Source organism: Xylophilus sp. PBN-3R, from assembly GCF_057747805.1.
Genome location: NZ_CM173225.1, coordinates 726,244 through 745,324 on the forward strand (window position 1 = coordinate 726,244; position 19,081 = coordinate 745,324).

Consider the following 19,081-nt stretch of genomic DNA (forward strand, 5'->3'; position numbering starts at 1 on the left):
AGGAAGGGCGAAATTATGGCGGCGCGGCGCCGTTCTGGCTGCTGCCGCAGGCCGACGCCGGCAGGTTATGGAGTCCTACGCGATCGCGGGCATTGATCGGATAGCTTGGCTGTCGAAACCAGCAGCCGCACACGCCCACACAAACGCACAACTTGCGCGAACGACAAGATGGCAAGTCACGACGCTACCGATGCTTTGGCCCGCTACCGCGAGAAACGCGAATTCGCATCCACGCCGGAACCGGCCGGAAAGGTGGCCGAGGCCGGCGAGGCGCTGATCTTCGTCGTGCAGGAACACCACGCCAGCCACCTGCACTACGACTTTCGCCTGGAGCTGGACGGCACCCTGAAAAGCTGGGCCGTGCCCAAGGGGCCGAGCCTGGACCCGCAGATCAAACGCATGGCGGTTCAAGTCGAGGATCATCCGATTTCGTATGCCGGCTTCGAGGGCACCATTCCAGAGAAACACTACGGCGCCGGCACCGTCATCGTGTGGGACGCCGGCACCTGGCAGCCCGAGGGAGATGCGGCGGCCGCCTATGCCAAGGGACGCCTCAAATTCAGCCTGGCCGGCCACAAGCTGCGCGGCCAGTGGAACCTGGTGCGCATGAAACCGCGAGACGGTGAACGCAGCCCGGGCTGGCTGCTGATCAAGGAAAACGATGCCGAGGCCCGGCCGGAAAAGGAATTCGAACTGCTGAAAGAACGGCCCGGCAGTGTGTTGAAGCAGAAGGCCCGCACCGCCTTGCCAGCCACCCTTGCGCCGCAACTGGCCACCCTGGTCGACAGTCCGCCGGTCGACGTCGACGCCTGGGCATTCGAGGCAAAGCTGGACGGTTACCGGCTGCTGGTGCGCATCGAAAAGGGCGAGGCCAGACTGTTCACCCGCAACGGCCACGACTGGACGGACAAGCTGCATCCGCTGGCCAGCGCCTTCGAAAAACTCAAGCTGCCGGACGCCTGGATCGACGGGGAACTGGTGGCCGCCGGCCCGCGCGGAACGCCCGACTTCCAGGCGTTGCAGCAGGCCTTCGACGGCAAGGACACCGGTCACCTGGTCTATTACACCTTCGACCTGCCGTATGTGGATGGGCAAGACCTGCGCGACCAGACCCTCGACGCCCGCCGCGAGCGCTTGCGTGTGCTGGTCGGTGATTCGGCCCGGGGCATGGTGCGCTACTGCCGGACGCTCGAAGGGGACCCGCAGGCGCTGCTGGAGCAGGCATGCGAATACGGTTTCGAAGGGCTGATCGGCAAACGCCGCGATGGCGCTTATGTGTCGCGCCGCTCGCCCGGCTGGATCAAGCTGAAGTGCGGCAGGCGGCAGGAATTCGTCATCGGCGGGTTCACAGAACCGCGCGGCAGCCGCAGCGGGCTGGGGGCGCTGATGGTGGGCGTCCACGAACGTGGCGAACTGCGTTACGCAGGCAACGTGGGCACCGGTTTCACCGAGAAGGTGCTGGCCGACCTGCGTTCACGGCTCGATGCCATCGCCAGCGACCAGAACCCGTTTTCCGACAAAAGGCTGCCCCGGGGCTCGCATTTCGTGAAACCTGAACTGGTGGCCGAGGTCGCCTTCAGTGAATGGACCCGCGACGGTCATCTGCGTCACCCTGTTTTTCATGGATTGAGAATGGACAAACCCGCCAGGCAGATCGATGTCGAGAAACCGGTGAAGGCCGTCTCAGCCAGTCTGGAAGGCTTGCGGGTGACCCACGGCGAACGGGTGATCGATCCGGAAACCGGCACCACCAAACTGGATCTCCTGCGTTATTACGCCAGCGCCGCCGGTGTGATGCTGCCCCACCTGAAGGAACGCCCGCTGGCCATGCTTCGCCTGCCCGACGGCCTGGCCGGCGATGCCTTCTTCCAGAAACATGCCGATGCCCGGGAGATCGCCGGCATGCGCCGGATGGACCCCGCCTATGACCCGGGCCACGGCGCCTTGCTGGTGGCCGACGAACCACTGGCGCTGTTGTCCGCGGTGCAGATGAATGCGGTCGAATTCCATACCTGGAACGCCACCGTGCCGTCCGCCGGCAGCCGCAAGAAGCCGGCCCGCATCGCCTTTCCCGACCGGCTGACCTTCGATCTGGACCCGGGTGAGAACGTGGCGTGGCCGCAGGTGCAGGAGGCTGCGCAGCTGCTGGGTGCGTTCCTGACGGAGGTGGGTTTGAAGTCATTCCTCAAGACCAGCGGCGGCAAGGGCCTGCATATCGTGCTGCCCCTGAAGCCCAAGGCCGACTGGGACACCGTGAAGGGTTTCGGCCAGCGGGTGGCGCAGCACATGGCCCACGTGATTCCCGCACGTTTCGTCGCCAAAAGCGGACCGAAGAACCGCGTCGGCAAGGTCTACATCGACTACCTGCGCAACGGTTATGGCGCCACGACGGTGGCAGCGTGGTCGGTGCGGGCGCGGCCCGGGCTGGGGGTGTCGGTCCCGGTGACCTGGGACGAACTGCCCGGGCTGACCGGCAGCGCACACTGGACGGTCGCCAACGTCGGCTCGCGCCTGGACATCGGCAACAAGCCCTGGGACGAATACGAGGGTGCCGCGCAGACCCTCGGTGCGGCCATCGAGCGGCTGGCTTAGCCCTCGCGGCCGAGGGCTCGCAGTTCGGGCGACACGCCGCTCCAGGCAACGTCGCAGCCCGGTACCTTGTGGCTGCTGTGAACCTTGCCTGCGGCGATGGCCGCCAGCAATTCCTGCGCACCGGCCGCCACGCTGTCGATCAGCGGGAAATCGAGGTCGGGCTGAAGCACGTCGGCCATGCCCGCCAGGCCGGCGCCGCCCACGATGACCGACTCCACCCCCTTGATGGCCGCAGCGTCCCGGCAGGCCTGGAACAGCAGCCGGGCGGCACGCTGAGGGTGGGCCGCCAGTTCGGCGCCGCTGGGCGCCACGGTGACGATGCCGGCCAGGGTTTCACCATGGCCCAGGGCCAGCGCCAGGCGGCGCAGCATCGGGTCCCAGGCGGCACCTCCGGTGACCACCGCGAAACGTCCGCGCCGTGCGGCCTGCGCGAACGCGGCCTCGGCCAGGCCCGTGACCGGCACGGGGCTGCAGGACTGCAGCGCGAACAGGCCGGGGTCGCCGAAACAGCCGATGAGGATTCCGTCCGGCGCATCGGCAGGCGGCACGAGGGCCGCCGCCCAGGCGTCCAGCGCTGCATGGCCGGCGACCGCATAACTGGCTTCGCAGGCGATGTAGGGCGCTCCCAATCGTGCGGTCACCGCCTGCACCGGAATGCCCGGCCCGGCGTGTGCCGATAGATGGGTCTGCAGCAGCGCGGTGACGCTTTCGGAAGTGTTGGGATTGATGACCAGCAGGCGCGGCATGGCGTGTCTTTCGGGTGGCGCGGTCAACCCATCGGACCGAACAGTCGCGACAGGTCGGGCGGGCCGGCGGGGCGTTGGGTGAAGCGCAACTGCGACTCGATCTGCTCCAGGTGCTCCCGCATGAAACGCGCGGCCTCGGTCTTGTCGCCGAGCCGTACGGCGTCCAGCAGGCGGCGATGTTCGTTGCAGGCGCAGGCAGGTGTGGCGGGCGGCACGCTGCCGGTGTCGGTGCCGTACCGCATGATGATCAGCGATGTGCGGAACACCAGTTCGCGCAGCACCCGGCCGAGGGTCTGGTGGCCCGAGCCCTCGGCGATCAGCAGATGGAATTCGCCTGTCAGCCGCACTGCGCGCACGGTATCGCCGACGGCATGCGCGGCTTCCTCGTCGCGGATGCAGTCGGCCAGCGACTGGATGGCTTCGGCCGATGCGTTGGCGATGAACAGCGCCACCAGCCGCGGCTCGATCATGCGGCGCACCTCGAACACCTCGCGGGCTTCTTCGACCGTGGGTTGGGCGACGGATGCTCCGCGGCGCGGCGTGAAGGTGACGATACGTTCGTTGGCCAGCCGCACCAGCACCGGGTGGATGCGGGTACGCGAAACGCCGAAGGCCTGGGCCAGCCGGTCGGACACCAGCTTGGTGCCGGGCGGCAGGCGCTGGTCGAGGATGGCGGCGACCAGCCTTTCGTAGATGATTTCGTCGGTCAGCGGGGCGTCGGTCTCGGCTTCGGCCGGCGACTCGGAAGTGGCGGTATTCATCGGTTCGTCAATCGCGGACGGTGCGGGCCTTGCGTCGCATCAGCACGGCCAGGCCGAAGGCCACGCCGATCACCAGGAAGGACACCACCGTGGTCACCGTGCCCAGCGCATAGATGGCGGGCGTGGTGACGGTGGAGGTCAGGCCCTGCAATTCGAGCGGCAGCGTGTTGACGTCGCCGATGGCCTGCGAGGTGCGGGCGATCTCGTCCCAGCTCAGGGTGAAACCGAACATGCCGATGCCCACCACCGGCGGCGCGATCAGCGGCAGCACCACATGGCGGAAGGTCTGCCAGGGCGTGGCGCCCTGGTCGCGTGCGGCTTCTTCATAGGCCGGATCGAAGCGGTTGAACACCGCGAACATGGTCAGCAGGCCGAAGGGCAGGGTCCAGGTCAGGTGCGCGCCCAGCGCCGAGCTGAACAGGCCCAGGGCGGTGCCGTAGTTGTCGAGAGTGTCCTGCGCGCCGATCGCGCCCAGCAGCCATTTCACGCCGGTGTCGATCAGCCGGAACTGCAGGCCGATGCCCAACGACACCACGATGGACGGCATCACCAGGCTGGCCACGGTAACGTAGAACAGTGCATTGCCGCCGCGCAGCTTCTTGCGGAAGGCCAGGCCGGCGGGCACCGACAGCAGCACCGTCAGCGCCATCACCACCGCGCCGAGCGCCAGCGAACGCCCGAAGGCGGCGCCGATGTCGACCGTGCCCAGGCCGGCCGCCAGCGAGCGGAACCAGTGCAGCGAGAAACCGCGCATCGGGAAGGTCAGGCCGCCTTCCGGACCCTGGAAACTGAGCAGGAAGATGACCAGCATCGGTCCGTACATGAAGGCCACGAACAGTACGAACACCAGGGCCAGCGGCACAAAACCGGGGGCGCGTTTTTCACCTTGGCGGGTTGACATCACAGCTCCTTGCGAATGTCGACGACCCGGGTCAGGCCCCAGATGATCATGAGGACGGTGCCGAGCAATATCACCGCGTTGGCGGCTGCCAGGGGGAACTGCAGGTAACTGGTCTGCACCTGGATGATCTTGCCGACCGAGGCGATCTGCTGGCCGCCCATGGTTCCGATGGTGACGAAGTCGCCCATGACGATGGTGACCACGAAGATCGAGCCGATCAGGATGCCGCTCTTGCAGAGCGGCACGATGACGCTCCATAGCGTCTGCCAGCCGGATGCACCCGCATCGCTGGCCGCTTCGAGCAGGCTGCGGTCGATGCGCATCATGCTGTTGAAGATCGGCACGATCATGAACATGGTGTACAGGTGCACGAAGGCCAGCACCACCGAGAAGGGCGAGAACAGCAGCCATTCGACCGGCTGGTCCACGATGCCCATGCCCATCAGCGCGCTGTTGACCACGCCGTTGCGGCCCAGCATGGGCACCCACGAAATCATGCGGATCACGTTCGACGTCCAGAACGGAATGGTGCACAGCACGAACAGCGCCGTCTGCAGGCCGGCCGAGCGCACGTGGAAGGCGAGGAAATAGGCGACGGTGAAGCCCAGCAGCAGGGTGATGCCCCAGACCATGACGCAGAACTTCAGCGTCGAAAGGTAGGTCTTCAGGGTGACGCAGAGGTCACCGTCTTCACCGAGATGGCTGCAGCCCTCGAACACCGCCAGGTAACTCTTGAGCGTGAAGCCGGGCAGCAGTTCGTATTCGTTGAAATCCCAGAAGCTGACCATCAGCACGAGGGCCAGCGGGATGATGAAAAACAGCAGGAACACCGCCGCGAAGGGGCCGGCCTGCCACCAGGCCCTGGTGGGTTCGTAGGTCTTGGGTTTCGCGGCGGTGGGGTTCATGGCGTGATCAGGCAGCGACGAACTCGTTCCATTTACGGACCATGTATTCGTTTTCGTCCATGAGTGCGTTCCAGCAGGCGATGCCGCCCATGCGCTGGCTGTAGCTGCCGCCGTCCCGCACCGCGCCGGCCTTGGCCAGCAGGTCGCCGTTGGGGCTCTTGATGTCCTGGGCGGCGGGTTTGCCTTCCATCCAGTAAGCCCATTCGTAGGCTTCCATCTTGGACTTGGCGGTCTCCAGCACCGCGCTGTAGTAACCCTGGCGGTTGAGGTAGGCGCCGGCCCAGCCGTCGAGGAACCAGTTGATGAACTCGTAGGCGCCGTCTAGCTTGCGGCCCGACAGCGTGGCCGGCAGGCCGAAACCGGCAGCCCAGGCGCGGTAGCCTTCCTTGAGCGGCTGGAACACGCAGTCGATGCCCTTGGTGCGCACGGCGGTGACGGCCGGGCTCCACATCGACTGGATCACCACCTCGCCGGAAGCCATCAGGTTGACCGACTCGTTGAAGTCCTTCCACAGGGCGCGGAACTGGCCCGCCTTCTTGGCTTCGATCAGGGTCTTGATCGTCAGGTCGATCTCGGCCTTGGTCATGTTGCCCTTGTCGGGATACTTGTACTTGCCCATGGCCTCGACCACCATGGCCGCGTCCATGATGCCGATGGACGGGATGTTCAGGATGGCGGTCTTGCCCTTGAACTCGGGGTTCAGCAGCTCGGCCCAGCTGGTGATGGGACGCTTGATCAGGTCGGGGCGGATGCCCAGGGTATCGGCGTTGTAGACCGTCGGAATCAGGGACATGAACTGGGTCGGCGCCTTGGCGAAGACCTTGCTCTTCTCGCCTTCGAGGTAGATGACCTTCTTGGGCGCGGTGCCCTGGTCGCCCACCGCCTTGCCGTCCACCATGCCGGTGGTGAACAGCGTGGTGATCTTGTCGGCGTTCTTGATCTTTTTGGTGTCGATGCCCTTCAGGTTGCCGGTCGGCACGATCTTCTTCAGCGAGAAGTATTCGGTGTCGATCAGGTCGAAGCTGTTGGGTGCGGTGACGGCGCGTTTGGTGACGTCGTCGGTGGTGACGGCCACGTACTGGATGGTGATGCCGGTGTCGGCCTTGAACTTCTCCGCGATCGCCTTGTCCTGGTTCACCGCGGTGCCCAGGTAACGCAGGGTGATCTTTTCCTGTGCATGCACGGCGGGCGCCATGCCGGCGGCCAGGATGCCGGCCATGCCGGTGAGCACGCTGCGGCGCGGCATGCCGCTGGTCTGGGGTTCGAGGGTGTCGGACATGAAAACTCCTAACGAGGGATGGAGGGAGAACGTCAAAACGGAACCGGGAGAAATGAAGGAGTACGGCGAAGGTCAGGCGGCCAGTGCGTGCGCCTGAGACGGCGACCACGACAGGTCGACCGCGTCGCCGAGCGCATAGGGCTGCTGCGCAAAAAGGGCTTCGGGCAGCATGGCCGACACCGAGCCGTTGCCGCCCGCGGCAGCCGCCTGCAGGCCGACCAGCACGTAGGTGCCCTGGTATTCGACATCGGTGACGGTGGCCGACAGGCCCGAGAGGTTAGGAGAGCCGGTCGCCGCCGGGCTGACCTGCAACTGGTCGGTGCGCACCGCCACCTTGCCGGCTGCGGTGGCGATGACGTTGTGGCCGCCCATGAAACGGGCGACGAATTCGGTGGCCGGCTTGTTGTAGACCTCGCGCGGCGCGCCCACCTGCTCGATGCGGCCCCTGTTCATCACCACCATGGTGTCGGCCAGCGCCATGGCTTCTTCCTGCGAATGGGTGACGTGGATGAACGTCAGGCCCAGGTCCTTCTGCCAGCGGCGCAATTCGGCGCGCATCTGCACCCGCAGGAAGGGGTCGAGGGCGGAAAGCGGCTCGTCCAGCAGCAGCACCTTGGGCTGGGTGGCCAGCGCACGGGCCAGCGCCACGCGCTGTTGCTGGCCGCCGGAAAGTTCGGACGGCTTGCGGTCTGCCAGCGCGCCCATGGCGACGCGTTCGAGCAGTTCCTGCGCACGCATCGTGCGTTCGTCCTTGCCGACGCCGCGCATGCGCAGGCTGAAGGCGACGTTGTCGAGTGCGGTGAGATGGGGGAACAGCGCGAAGCTCTGGAACATCATGGCCGTGCCACGCTCGGCGGCGGGCAGCACCGTGATGTTGCGGCCGTCCAGCAGGATGTCGCCTTCGCTGGCGACCTCGTGCCCGGCGATCATGCGCAGCGTGGTGCTCTTGCCGCAGCCCGAAGGCCCCAGCAGGCAGCAGTAGCTGCCGGCCGCGATGCGCAGGTCGATCGCATCGACGGCAGGCGCACCCGACGCATAACGTTTGGTCAGCGCCACCAGTTCGATGGCGGCGGGCGGGCGGGGCAGGGCTTCGTCCATGCCTTCGGGGTATGCAGAAAGCATGCCAATCTGCATGCAAAAGATCCGGCATCGCAGGAGCTTCTTTGGTGCACTTCCGGCGGCTGCCCACCACGCCCTGCAAGACCCCAGCGGGGAGCGGGCGGGCAAGAGCGGCGACAATGCCGCCCTCTTATGGTTTATCAAGTCAAGGAAATCTTCTACACACTGCAGGGCGAAGGCGCCAATGCGGGGCGTCCGGCCGTGTTCTGCCGGTTCGCCGGCTGCAACCTGTGGAGTGGCCGCGAAGAAGATCGTTCGAAGGCGGTCTGCCGCTTTTGCGACACCGATTTCATTGGCACCGACGGCACGCTGGGCGGCAAGTTCCGCGACCCGGCCGCGCTGGCCGCGCAGATTGCCGCCTTGTGGCCGGCCCACGACCGGGCCCACCGGCTGGTGGTGATCACCGGCGGAGAACCGCTGCTGCAGGTCGACGACGCGCTCATCGCCGCGCTGCATGCCGAGGACTTCGAGATCGCGGTGGAGACCAACGGCAGCATCGCCGCGCCCGCGGGCATCGACTGGTTATGCGTGAGCCCCAAGGCCGGTGCGCCCTGGGTGCAGCGCAGCGGGCAGGAGCTCAAGGTGGTGTGGCCACAGGAAGGGCTCGATTTCGCGGCCCTGGAAGCCGCCGACTTCACCCATCGTTTCCTGCAGCCGATGGACGACAACGCACGCCTGGGCCTGGACGCCGCCAGGGGCCCGCACAACGCCGGCAACATGCAGACCTGCATCGCCCTGTGCATGGAACGCCCGGCATGGCGCCTTTCCCTTCAGACCCACAAGGTCACCGGTATTCGTTAAAAAGATGCGCTACGAAGTCAGTCAGGAGTTTTTCTTCGACGCCGCCCACACCCTGGACCGCAAGATCGAAGCCGCGGGCAGCCGCCGGGTGCACGGGCATACCTACCATGCCCGCGCCACGGTGGCCGGCAATCCGGATCCGGTCACCGGCATGGTGGTGGACCTCGGCGAACTGAAGGCGCACCTCAAGGTGGTGCGTGAGTCGCTGGACCACCATCTGCTCGACGAAGTGCCGGGCCTGGGTAAACCGACGATGGAAAACCTCTGCCTGTATATCGCCAACCGGCTGCGCGAGCGCGATTTCCCGGTGCAGGCGGTCGAGGTCTGGCGCAAGGCAGCGGGTGATCGCTGCCGGCTGGTGCTCGACTGAAGTCTGCGCCGATTCCCTCGAACAGCCTTGCAAAGCCCGCCATCGGGCGCAACTGATCGAGATATGGACACGTCAACCCTTCCCACATTCGCCTCTTCCGACGTCTTGAAAGACGTGCGTTTCTCCCTGCTGGACCTAGTCGCGGTGCGTGAGGGCGGCACCGTGTCTCAGGCTTTGGCCATCGCGCTCGACACTGCCCGCCATGTCGAATCGCTCGGCTACACCCGCTACTGGATGGCCGAACACCACAACATGGAAGGCATCGCCAGCTCGTCCACCGCGGTGATGGTCGGCCATGTGGCGGGCGGCACCTCCACCATCCGGGTCGGCTCAGGCGGCATCATGCTGCCCAACCATGCGCCGCTGCAGGTGGCCGAAGCCTTCGGCACGCTGGCCGAGCTGTACCCCGGCCGCATCGACCTGGGCCTGGGCCGCGCGCCCGGCACCGACCCGCACACCATGCGCGCCCTGCGCCGCGACCGCACCGAGTCGGTCGACGATTTCCCGGCCGACGTCGCCGAACTGCAGCACCTGCTGGCACCCGCCAAACCCGGCCAGCGCCTGATCGCCACGCCCGGCGCCGGCACCGAGGTGCCGATCTGGCTGCTGGGTTCGAGCCTGTTCTCGGCGCAACTGGCCGCTGAAAAAGGCCTGCCCTATGCCTTCGCCTCGCATTTCGCGCCGCGTTACCTGCTGCAGGCCATCGAGATGTACCGGGCACGGTTCAAGCCGTCGGCCACGCTGGCCAAGCCTTATGTCGCCATCGGTGTGCCGGTCATCGCCGCGCCCACCGACGAGGAAGCCGAACTGCTGGCCAGCAGCACCTACAAACGGGTGCTGGGCATACTCACCGGCCAGCGCGGCAAGCTGGGCGCGCCGGTGCCGGGTTTCCTGCAGGGCCTGTCGCCCCAGGAGCGCGCCGGCATCGCCGACTTCCTGGCGCTGGCGGTGGTCGGTGGTCCGGAAACGGTGCGGGCAGGGCTGTCGTCCATCGTCGAACAGACCGGCGTCGATGAGCTGGTGTTCGTCAGCGACGTTTTCGACCCCGAGTTGCGCAAACGGTCGCTGACCATCGCCGCGCAGGCGATCCAGGCCGAAGCTGTCGTCGCCTGACAGTCGTCACCGGCCGGCCTCCGGCTGCACCGACAATAGGCGTCTATGCCTGCCTTTTCATTCGAAGCCCTCGACGCCCAGGGCCGTGCCCGCAAGGGCATGCTGGAAGCCGACAGTGCCCGTGCGGCGCGCGGCCTGTTGCGCGCCCAGGCGCTGGTGCCGCTGGTGGTCGAACCGGTTTCGGCCGGCGGCCGGGGCGCCGGAAGCATCGAGATTTTCCACCGTAAGGCCTTCAATGCCTCCGGCCTGGCCATCTGGACCCGGCAACTGGCCGGCCTGGTCGGCGCCGGCCTTCCGCTGGAGCGGGCGCTCAATGCGCTCGCCGAAGAAACCGACGACGAACGCCAGCATGCCTTGCTGGCCACCTTGCGTGCCGAGGTGAATGCAGGCTCTACGTTCGCCCGGGCGCTGGGGGAGCATCCGAAGGAATTCAGCCCGGTGTTCGGAGCGGTCATCGCAGCCGGCGAGCAGACCGGCAACCTGTCGCTGGTGCTGGAACGGCTGGCCGACGACCTGGAAGAACGACAGGCGCTCAAATCCAGACTCATCGGCGCGGCGCTGTACCCGGCCATCGTCACCCTGGTGGCGATCGTCATCGTGCTTTTCCTGGTGAGTTACGTGGTGCCGCAGGTGGCCTCGGTGTTTGTCGGCACCAAACGGGCGCTGCCTTTCCTGACGGTCGCCATGCTGGCGCTCAGCGCGGCGGTACGTGAATACGGCTGGGCCATCCTGGGTGTGCTGGTCGTCGTCGGTTTCGGTTTGCGTGCCGCCTATGCACGGCCGGCGCTGCGCATCCGGCTCGATGCCGCCTGGCTCCGGCTGCCCTTGCTCGGCAGGCTGGCCCGGGGATACAACAGCGCCCGTTTCGCCGGAACGCTGGCACTGCTGGCGACGGCCGGCGTGCCCATCCTGCGCGCCCTTCAGGCCGCAGCCGAAACCTTGCACAACCAGGCCATGCGGGCCGACGCGCTCGATGCGCTGGTGCTGGTACGCGAAGGCGCTCCGCTGGCATCGGCCCTGGCGCAGAAAAAACGGTTTCCGGGGCTCCTCAGCATGTTCGCGCGGCTGGGCGAGCAGACCGGCCAGCTTCCGGTGATGCTGCAACGGGCTGCCACCCAGCTGTCGGCCGAGGTGCAACGCCGGGCGATGGCGCTGGCGACCATCCTGGAGCCGCTGCTGATCGTGGTGATGGGCCTGGTCGTGATGCTGATCGTGCTGGCCGTCTTGCTGCCCATCATCCAGCTCAACCAGTTCGTGAAATGACACGCAAGGAAAGCCGACCATGGGTGTGACCCTCGACGACAAGCTGGTCGTAGCCATTTCGTCCCGTGCGTTGTTCGATTTCGAGGAAGAGAACCGCATCTTCGACAAGCTCGACCCGCAGCCCTACATGCAGCTGCAGCTGGAGCGGCTGGATGTCCCGGCACGGTCCGGCGTGGCGTTTTCGCTGGTGAAGAAGCTGCTGGCCTTCAACACTCCCGAACTGCGGCGTGTGGAAGTGGTGGTGCTGTCGCGCAACGACCCGGTGAGCGGCATGCGCATCTTCCGGTCCGCCCAGGCGGCGCAGGTGCCGCTGGAGCGCGGTGTGTTCACCCAGGGCCGCGACCCGTATCGCTACCTCCGGCCGCTGGGTGCCAAGTTGTTTTTGTCGGCCAACGAGGACGATGTGCGGCAGGCGCTGGCGCAGGGCCATCCGGCCGCACGGGTGCTGACCGAATCACGCCTGGCCGGCGAGAACTATCCGGACGAAGTGCGGATCGCCTTCGACGGAGACGCGGTGCTGTTTTCGGACGAGGCCGAGCGGGTCTTCCAGTCCAGCGGGCTGGACGCCTTCCAGGCACATGAACTCGGCAAGGCGGCCATGCCGCTGCCGGACGGTCCCTTCAAACCGTTGCTGGCGGCCCTTCACAAGTTGCAGCAGGCGCCGGCTGGCCGCATGCGCATCCGCACCGCGCTGGTGACGGCTCGCAGTGCGCCGGCCCATGAACGCGCCATCCGCACGCTGATGAAATGGAATATTGCGGTGGATGAGGCCATGTTTCTCGGCGGTCTCGAAAAAGGCGTCTTTCTGCGCGAGTTCGAGCCCGATTTCTTTTTCGACGACCAGACGGGCCATGTCAATTCGGCCGCCCGCCATGTGCCAGCGGGCCATGTGACACAAGTCCTTCCGTGAGCCTGCGCAGGCATCGTTTTTTCCAAGGATTTTTTCTCCATGCGATCTTCGTATCTGCCGCTGGCCGCCGCGCTGGCGTTCGCCGCTGCCTTTTCCGCTCAGGCCCAGCCGTCCGGGCAAGCCGAACCGATGCCCGCGTCACCGCCCATTCCGCGCCCGGCTGGCCAGAGCAAGGGCGAAATCCAGGCGGCACGCCAGTTCGGCTGGCTCGATCTGAACCATGACGGTTTTCTCAGCCGGGAAGAAGTCGCGCTGTTCCCACGCCTGCGTGACGCCTTCGAAGAGGCCGACACCGACAAGGACAACCGGGTGAGTTTCGAAGAGATCCGCGCCCTGGCGATCCACAAGCGCGAGGAGAAGGCCGCGGCGCAAGCACCGGCTACGCCTGCGACGGTCGTGCCGTCCGCTGCGGCGGCGATCGCGGTTCCGGCAGATCCGCTGCCAGCACCGGCACCTGCGCCCGTTCCGGCCGTGACTGCACCAGCGGTTCAACCGCCGGCTGCCGCCGCAGAAGAATCCAGACCGTGGTGGTCCTGGCGGCCCTGGTAGGCACCGCCCGATCGCCGGAGCGTCAGGCGCCTTCGGCTGACGAGGTCTTGCGGACCTTGCTCGGATCGGTATAGACCAGCGGCGTGTTCTTGCCGTTGGCATCCTGCTGCGATTGCCGGGTGGCCTGCGTCAGCGCCTGGGTCTGGGTGGTGACGTCCACCGCTTGCGCGCTGGCACGCCAGAGGCTGTTGAACTGCTCGATCAGCATTTCGAAGAGCCGCGGCTTGAGCTCTTCCTTTTCTTTTGCCTTGGCCTCGGCCGCCGCCTTTTCGGTGGTGGTCCAGTCGCGGTTGGGCGTTTCCGCTGTGGAAGACGGGTTGTCCGGACCCTTGGCACCCTGCGTGGCGTTCAGGTAGTCGCCTTTTGCAGTGGCCGGCTGGGTAACGCCTGCGCGCGTCGGTTCTGCGGACTTCGTGCTCTCGGTCGAAGTCTGCGCAGGGGTGCCCGCGCCCGTTCCGTCGGCTTTGGCCGTGACGGCGATGCTTCTGTCTACGGGTGAAACTTGCATGGCGTGCTCCGCTCGGTGGTCCTGGTCAACCCTGGCTGGCGGCTCTGTCGCGGGACCGAAAGAGGCGCCTTCAACCTGTTAACGGCAGGATGCAGCCGAAATTTAGGACTTTTTTGCCTTTCTTTTCGAGAGATCGAGATTTTGTTTATGCGGCAGGGGGTCGGGCGCCACCCTGCGGTGGATCGCGGGCCGCCACCACCTACCTTTGTGGACCGGCATACGAATTCAGCAGCCGGTCCCGGCAGTAGATTCCCGGGAGTGGGCTTGCCGAATAAAAGACCCTGGTCGTCCCTGCATCGACATCACGAATTACATCCGCGAGCGCTTCGATCCCAACGGTCCCGGGACCTATTTTCAAGAAGCCATCGACTGGGCGGATTTCGGGTTCACAGACAAATCGAGGCCCGGTCTGGCAGAAAAACGGCTGAAAGGCACCCCAGCCACCGACACGCGTGCCGGTCTTCCCCGATCCACCCGCCGAATCAGGTTTTTAACCTTGAATCGGAACGGCGAAAGCGGCTGACGCCGGCACTCGTGCCGATTCGTTCGACTCGGCATGCCCCTGAGTCGCCGTCAGTTCCAGATTCTCGAGATGTGTCCCATCCTCCGGAAAGCGATCGCGCACTTCCAGGATCGCCGGCAGCACCTGAATAAACAGCGCCACCAGGGCGGGGTCGAAATGTTTGCCGGCCTGCTCGCGCATCAGGTCGAGCGCCTGTTCCAGCGGCCACGCATGTTTGTAAGGCCGCTCGCTGGTCAGCGCGTCGAACACGTCGGCGATGGCGACGATGCGGCCTTCCAGCGGAATGTCCTCGCCGCGCAGCCCGTTGGGATAGCCGCTGCCGTCCCATTTCTCGTGATGGGTCAGCGCCACGATGCGGGCCGTGTTCAGCACACCCCGCGGATGCTCGCCGATGATGCGGGCGCCGATTTCCACATGGCTGCGCATCACGTCCCATTCGCCGGGCTCCAGCTTGCCGTTCTTGCGCAGGATGGCGTCCGGAATGCCGATCTTGCCGATGTCGTGCATCGGCGCCGCATGCAGCAGGTTCTCGGCCTCGCGCTCCGACAGGCCGGCGGCGCGCGCCAGGATCTGCGAGTAATGGCTCATGCGCATGACGTGCATGCCGGTCTCGTTGTCCTTGTATTCGGCGGCCAGGCCCAGGCGCTGCACGATCTGCAGCCGGGTGTGCAGCAGTTCTTCCACCCGCACCAGCGAAAGGTGGGTGCGCACCCGGGCCCGCACGATGGGCGGGCTGACGGGTTTGGTGATGTAGTCCACGCCTCCGGCCTCGAAACCCGCGGCTTCGGAGCGGCTGTCGGCCAGGGCGCTGACGAAGATCACCGGTATATGCGCGATGCCGGGCGTGGCGCGCATCAGGCGGCACACCTCGTGGCCGGTCATGCCGGGCATCATCACGTCGAGCAGCACCATGTCGGGCTTTTCGCTGGCGGCGAGTTCCAGCGCCCGGATGCCGTCGCGGGCGAACAGCAGCCGGTAATCGTCCTGCAGGGTATGGCGCAGCACCTGCAGGTTGAGCGGTTCGTCATCGACCAGCAGCAGGGTGGGGAGGCCGGCGGCTGGGTGGGCGGCGGTCATGCGGCAATCCTTTGTGGGGCTTGGCAGTCCGGAGCGGCGTGCCCCGTGGTGGCGAGCGGTGTCAGCAGCTGAACCGCGTCTTCGAAATCGAATTGAAGAATGGCCTGCTCCAGCCGTTCGGCCCGTTCCGGGTCGCCGGCCCGTTGCAGTGCGTGGGTGACGGCGTAAAGCGCGCCGGTATCGATCTCCCCGCGCTGCAATGCCTCGATGGTTTCCTGTGCGGCGCGTGGCAGTGGCATCGCGGGCGGCTTGCCGGCGGCAGCGGACGGCGCCACGGGCAGGTTGCGGGAGCCGTCCACCGCGCCCACGACGCGCGCCATCTCGCGGCGCAGCTGGTCGAGGTCGATGGGTTTGCCGACGAATCCGTCCATCCCGGCCTCGCGGGCGGCAATGCGGTCTTCTTCGAGCACGCTGGCGGTGAGTGCCACGATGGGCGTCCGGCGGCGCTGACCGGCGACTTCGAGCGCCCGGATGCGGCGCGCTGCCGACAGGCCGTCCATGCCCGGCATGTGAACATCCATCAGCACCATGTCGAAACGCCCGCCGGCCCAGGCCGCGACCGCGCTGGCGCCGTCGGTGGCGATGGTCACCGCATGGCCGGCGGCACCCAGGGCCAGGCGCAGCAGGTCGGCGTTCTGGCGGACGTCGTCGACCACCAGCACGGCGAACAGTTTCTCGTCGGTGGCCGACAGGTGCGGCCGTTCGGCAGGCGGAAGCTCGCGTGCCGGCGCCAGCGAGAGGTAGACCTTGAACACGCTGCCTTCGCCGACACGGCTCTCGACGACGATGTTGCCGCCCATCAGTTCGACCAGCTGCCGGGCGATGGTGATGCCCAGCCCGCTGCCGCCGAACCGCCGGCTCATCGAGGCGTCTGCCTGGGCGAACGGCTGGAAGATCGCTTCCATGCGGTCGGGCGGAATGCCGATGCCGGTGTCGTGCACTGCGATCTGCAACGCGGTCGCCGGGCCGGATGCCTCGGTTTCGGGCCGGTGGTCGCGCCGCACCGTCAACTGCACCGATCCGCTTTCGGTGAACTTCACCGCATTGCTGATCAGGTTGACCAGCACCTGCCGCAGGCGCAGCGCATCGCCTTCGAAATGATCGTCCAGGTCAGGCTGGTAATCCAACAGCAGCTCGATGCCCTTGGCTTCGGCAGCGGCGCGCATGGCGTCGCTGACCTGGGTGCTGAGTTCACGCAGCGAGAAGTCGCGCATCTCCAGCTCCATCGCGCCTTTTTCCATCTTGGCGGTGTCCAGGATGTCGTTGAGCAGGCCCAGCAGGGAGCTGGCCGAATGGCGAATGGTGTCGAGGTGGCGCTTCTGGACCGGCGACAGGGGCGTGTCCATCAGCAGTTCGGTGAAACCGATCACCGCGTTCATCGGCGTGCGGATCTCGTGGCTCATGTTGGCCAGGAATGCGGTGCGCGACGCGGCGGCGTTCTCGGCCCGGTCGCGCGCTTCGCGCATGGCTTCCTGCACCGCGCGGCGGGCGGTGATGTCGCTGGCGAACTTGACGATCTTCAGCAGCCGGCCGTCGGATCCCAGCACCGGGTTGTACGAAGCCTGCAGCCACATGGCGCGGCCGTCGCGGCCGAACCGCTGGTATTCGCCGGTGTGGAATTCGCCGCGCCGCAAGGTGTTCCAGAACTCGACGTAGGCCGGGCTGGACACATAGGCCGGGTCGCAGAACATCGCGTGCCGCTGGCCGCGCAATTCGTCGAAGCTGTAGCCGGTCAGGGCAAGGTAGTTTTCGTTGGCCTGGGTGACACGGCCTGCGACGTCGAATTCGACCACCGCCAGCGAATGGCTGATGGCACGCACCGTGCCTTCGAATTCGACCGCGCGTTGCTTGGCTTCGGTGATGTCGATCATCACGCCGTCGATGCAGGGCTTGCCGCCGTCCGTGGGGACATCCATTTCGCAGGTCGCGGAAATCCAGCGGTGGCTGCCGTCGGCGTGGATGAGGCGGAACTCGACGACGAAATCGTGCATGCCGGGGCGCGACGCAGCGGCGGTGGCGACCGCGCCGACATGCGCGAGGTCGTCCGGGTGTATCAGCGATGCGAGGTTGCGCCGGCCGGACGTGAAATCGATGGCCGGCCAGCCGACGATGGAATGGATCTGTTCGCTCATGAACAGCGCCGGCAGCGCCGCATCCATCTTCACCCGGAAAAACGCGCCAGGAATGTTGCGGATCAGCGCGCCGTACTGCGCCTCGCGTTCACGCAGCGTGCGTTCGGTTTCCTTCAGTTCGCTGATTTCGCTGAGAAAGGCCACGAACAGCTGTTCGCCGGGCACCTGGATGCGGCCGATGGACATGCGCGCCGCCACCTTGTGGCCGTCGGCGCGGCGTATCTCGAGTTCACGCACGATGCCCGAGATGGGTGCGGTGCCGTCCGGCAGCGGGTTGCCCGCCAGGTAGGCGTCCAGCATCTCGTCCTGCACCGCGAGGATGGTGCGCATGTCACGGCCCAGCATGTGGCTGGAGTCGAAGCCGGTCACCCGTTCCGCGGAGCGATTGAACCGGATCACCCAACCGCGCGCGTTCAGCACCACGATGCCCTCGACCGTGCCGTTCATGATCGACAGCAGCCGGCTTTCGTTGATGCGAACCCGGCGGGCGAGCGTGCGGTGCTGCAGCAGGCTCGCGGCGGTGCCGATGAGCATCAGAAGCAGAACGCCCGAAACGGCGGCCCACACCGCAGCCGACGCCGGCCATGCGGAAGACGGCGAAGCCTGCAGTGACTGCACGAAGGAAAGGGGCGAAAACATCGAATGGGGTGCGCTGCGAGAGCGGTGTTCTCTGTTGCATAAAGATACGCAACTTGAGAATTGTCGATGTTTTAACCGAAGCACCAGGCTCTTGGATCAGCGCAAATCCGCCATGCGTGCGATCACACAACGGATTTCAGGATGGTCGCGCGCCCATGCGCGCGGTACTCAAGTCGCCTGTTGCCAACCTTCGAATCCGCGCGCCCTCAACACGCAGGCCGGACATTCACCGCAGCCGTATCCCCAGGCATGCCGGTGCTGCCGGTCGCCCAGGTAACAGGTGTGCGTGTGTTCGACGATCAAGTCGACCAGGGCCTGTCCGCCGTCCTGCTTGCCGCTGGCCCGGCCCAGGGATTCGGCCAGTGCCCAGGTCTCGGCCTTGTCGATCCACATCAGCGGGGTGTCGACCAGGAAACGTTTGTCCATTCCCAGCGACAGCGCGAGTTGCATGGCCTTCATGGTGTCGTCGCGGCAATCCGGATAACCGGAGAAGTCGGTTTCGCAGACGCCGGTGACCAGCACTTCGAGGCCGCGGCGGTAGGCCAGGGCGGCGGCGAGTGTCATGAACAGCAGGTTGCGGCCTGGCACGAAGGTGTTGGGCAGGCCGCTCTTGTCCATCGCGAAGGCGGTGTCGCGGGTCAGCGAGGTTTCGCTCACCTGGCCCAGCACGGCGAGGTCGAGCATATGGTCGTCGCCCAGCTTGTGGGCCCACTGCGGAAATTGTTCGCGGATCTGCGCCAGCACCACGACACGGGCTTCGAGCTCGATGTGATGGCGCTGGCCGTAATCGAAACCGATGGTCTCGACGCGTTCGAAACGCGACAGGGCAGAAGCCAGGCAGGTGGTGGAGTCCTGGCCGCCGGAGAACAGGACGAGGGCGGTCTTGTGCATGA

The 19,081-nt window shown here is 66.2% G+C and carries 17 protein-coding genes; 7 read left to right on the plus strand and 10 right to left on the minus strand.

Annotation, left to right across the window (positions count from 1 at the left end; translation table 11 throughout):
- Positions 1-168: 168 nt before the first annotated feature.
- Positions 169-2,592 carry a DNA ligase D gene (ligD, locus tag AC3ANW_RS03415; RefSeq protein WP_488343802.1) on the plus strand — a complete coding sequence of 808 codons (2,424 nt, stop codon included), beginning with the start codon at positions 169-171 and terminating at the stop codon, positions 2,590-2,592.
- Here the strand turns inward: ligD and AC3ANW_RS03420 are convergent.
- The 6 genes from AC3ANW_RS03420 to AC3ANW_RS03445 form a co-directional block, all read right to left on the minus strand.
- Positions 2,589-3,338 carry an aspartate/glutamate racemase family protein gene (locus AC3ANW_RS03420; protein ID WP_488343803.1) on the minus strand — a complete coding sequence of 250 codons (750 nt, stop codon included), beginning with the start codon at positions 3,336-3,338 and terminating at the stop codon, positions 2,589-2,591. The two genes, ligD and AC3ANW_RS03420, sit on opposite strands and share 4 nt — an antisense overlap.
- Before the next feature lie 23 nt (positions 3,339-3,361).
- The gene (locus AC3ANW_RS03425) at positions 3,362-4,099 is read right to left on the minus strand and encodes a GntR family transcriptional regulator (RefSeq protein WP_488343804.1); all 738 of its coding nucleotides are present in this window, start codon (positions 4,097-4,099) and stop codon (positions 3,362-3,364) included.
- Positions 4,100-4,106: 7 nt separating this feature from the next.
- Positions 4,107-5,000, minus strand: a complete 894-nt coding sequence (locus AC3ANW_RS03430) for an ABC transporter permease (protein WP_488343805.1) — start codon at positions 4,998-5,000, stop codon at positions 4,107-4,109.
- Positions 5,000-5,905, minus strand: a complete 906-nt coding sequence (locus AC3ANW_RS03435; protein ID WP_488343806.1) for an ABC transporter permease — start codon at positions 5,903-5,905, stop codon at positions 5,000-5,002. Before AC3ANW_RS03435 ends, AC3ANW_RS03430 begins: the two co-directional genes overlap by 1 nt.
- 7 nt (positions 5,906-5,912) lie before the next feature.
- Entirely contained in the window at positions 5,913-7,184 is a 1,272-nt protein-coding gene (locus AC3ANW_RS03440) for an ABC transporter substrate-binding protein (RefSeq protein WP_488343807.1), read from the minus strand.
- A gap of 72 nt (positions 7,185-7,256) precedes the next feature.
- Positions 7,257-8,306 carry an ABC transporter ATP-binding protein gene (locus AC3ANW_RS03445; RefSeq protein WP_488343808.1) on the minus strand — a complete coding sequence of 350 codons (1,050 nt, stop codon included), beginning with the start codon at positions 8,304-8,306 and terminating at the stop codon, positions 7,257-7,259.
- Positions 8,307-8,435: 129 nt separating this feature from the next.
- On the opposite strand from AC3ANW_RS03445, the gene queE reads away from it, so the two are divergent.
- The 6 genes from queE (at position 8,436) to AC3ANW_RS03475 (ending at position 13,309) form a co-directional block, all read left to right on the plus strand.
- On the plus strand, positions 8,436-9,104 hold the full coding sequence (queE, locus tag AC3ANW_RS03450; protein WP_488343809.1) for a 7-carboxy-7-deazaguanine synthase: 669 nt from the start codon (positions 8,436-8,438) through the stop codon (positions 9,102-9,104).
- A 4-nt stretch (positions 9,105-9,108) separates the two neighbouring features.
- A complete protein-coding gene (locus tag AC3ANW_RS03455) occupies positions 9,109-9,474 on the plus strand; it encodes a 6-pyruvoyl trahydropterin synthase family protein (RefSeq protein WP_488343810.1) in 366 nt (121 codons plus the stop codon).
- A 63-nt stretch (positions 9,475-9,537) separates the two neighbouring features.
- Positions 9,538-10,587: an LLM class flavin-dependent oxidoreductase gene (locus tag AC3ANW_RS03460; RefSeq protein ID WP_488343811.1), complete on the plus strand. Its 1,050-nt coding sequence runs from the start codon at positions 9,538-9,540 to the stop codon at positions 10,585-10,587.
- A gap of 45 nt (positions 10,588-10,632) precedes the next feature.
- The gene (gspF, locus tag AC3ANW_RS03465) at positions 10,633-11,850 is read left to right on the plus strand and encodes a type II secretion system inner membrane protein GspF (protein WP_488343812.1); all 1,218 of its coding nucleotides are present in this window, start codon (positions 10,633-10,635) and stop codon (positions 11,848-11,850) included.
- 19 nt (positions 11,851-11,869) lie between these two features.
- Positions 11,870-12,760, plus strand: coding sequence for a 5'-nucleotidase (locus AC3ANW_RS03470; RefSeq protein WP_488343813.1), 891 nt, complete (start codon positions 11,870-11,872; stop codon positions 12,758-12,760).
- Between the two features lie 39 nt (positions 12,761-12,799).
- Positions 12,800-13,309 (plus strand): EF-hand domain-containing protein, encoded by a 510-nt coding sequence (locus tag AC3ANW_RS03475; protein ID WP_488343814.1) that lies wholly within the window; start codon positions 12,800-12,802, stop codon positions 13,307-13,309.
- A 22-nt stretch (positions 13,310-13,331) separates the two neighbouring features.
- On the opposite strand, the gene AC3ANW_RS03480 is transcribed toward AC3ANW_RS03475, so the two are convergent.
- From AC3ANW_RS03480 to queC, 4 genes are all read right to left on the minus strand, one after another.
- Positions 13,332-13,817 carry a hypothetical protein gene (locus AC3ANW_RS03480; protein ID WP_488343815.1) on the minus strand — a complete coding sequence of 162 codons (486 nt, stop codon included), beginning with the start codon at positions 13,815-13,817 and terminating at the stop codon, positions 13,332-13,334.
- Positions 13,818-14,307: 490 nt separating this feature from the next.
- Positions 14,308-15,417, minus strand: coding sequence for an HD-GYP domain-containing protein (locus AC3ANW_RS03485; RefSeq protein WP_488343816.1), 1,110 nt, complete (start codon positions 15,415-15,417; stop codon positions 14,308-14,310).
- Positions 15,414-18,188 (minus strand): PAS domain S-box protein, encoded by a 2,775-nt coding sequence (locus tag AC3ANW_RS03490; RefSeq protein ID WP_488343817.1) that lies wholly within the window; start codon positions 18,186-18,188, stop codon positions 15,414-15,416. Before AC3ANW_RS03490 ends, AC3ANW_RS03485 begins: the two co-directional genes overlap by 4 nt.
- A 168-nt stretch (positions 18,189-18,356) precedes the next feature.
- Entirely contained in the window at positions 18,357-19,079 is a 723-nt protein-coding gene (gene queC, locus AC3ANW_RS03495) for a 7-cyano-7-deazaguanine synthase QueC (protein WP_488343818.1), read from the minus strand.
- Positions 19,080-19,081: the final 2 nt, after the last annotated feature.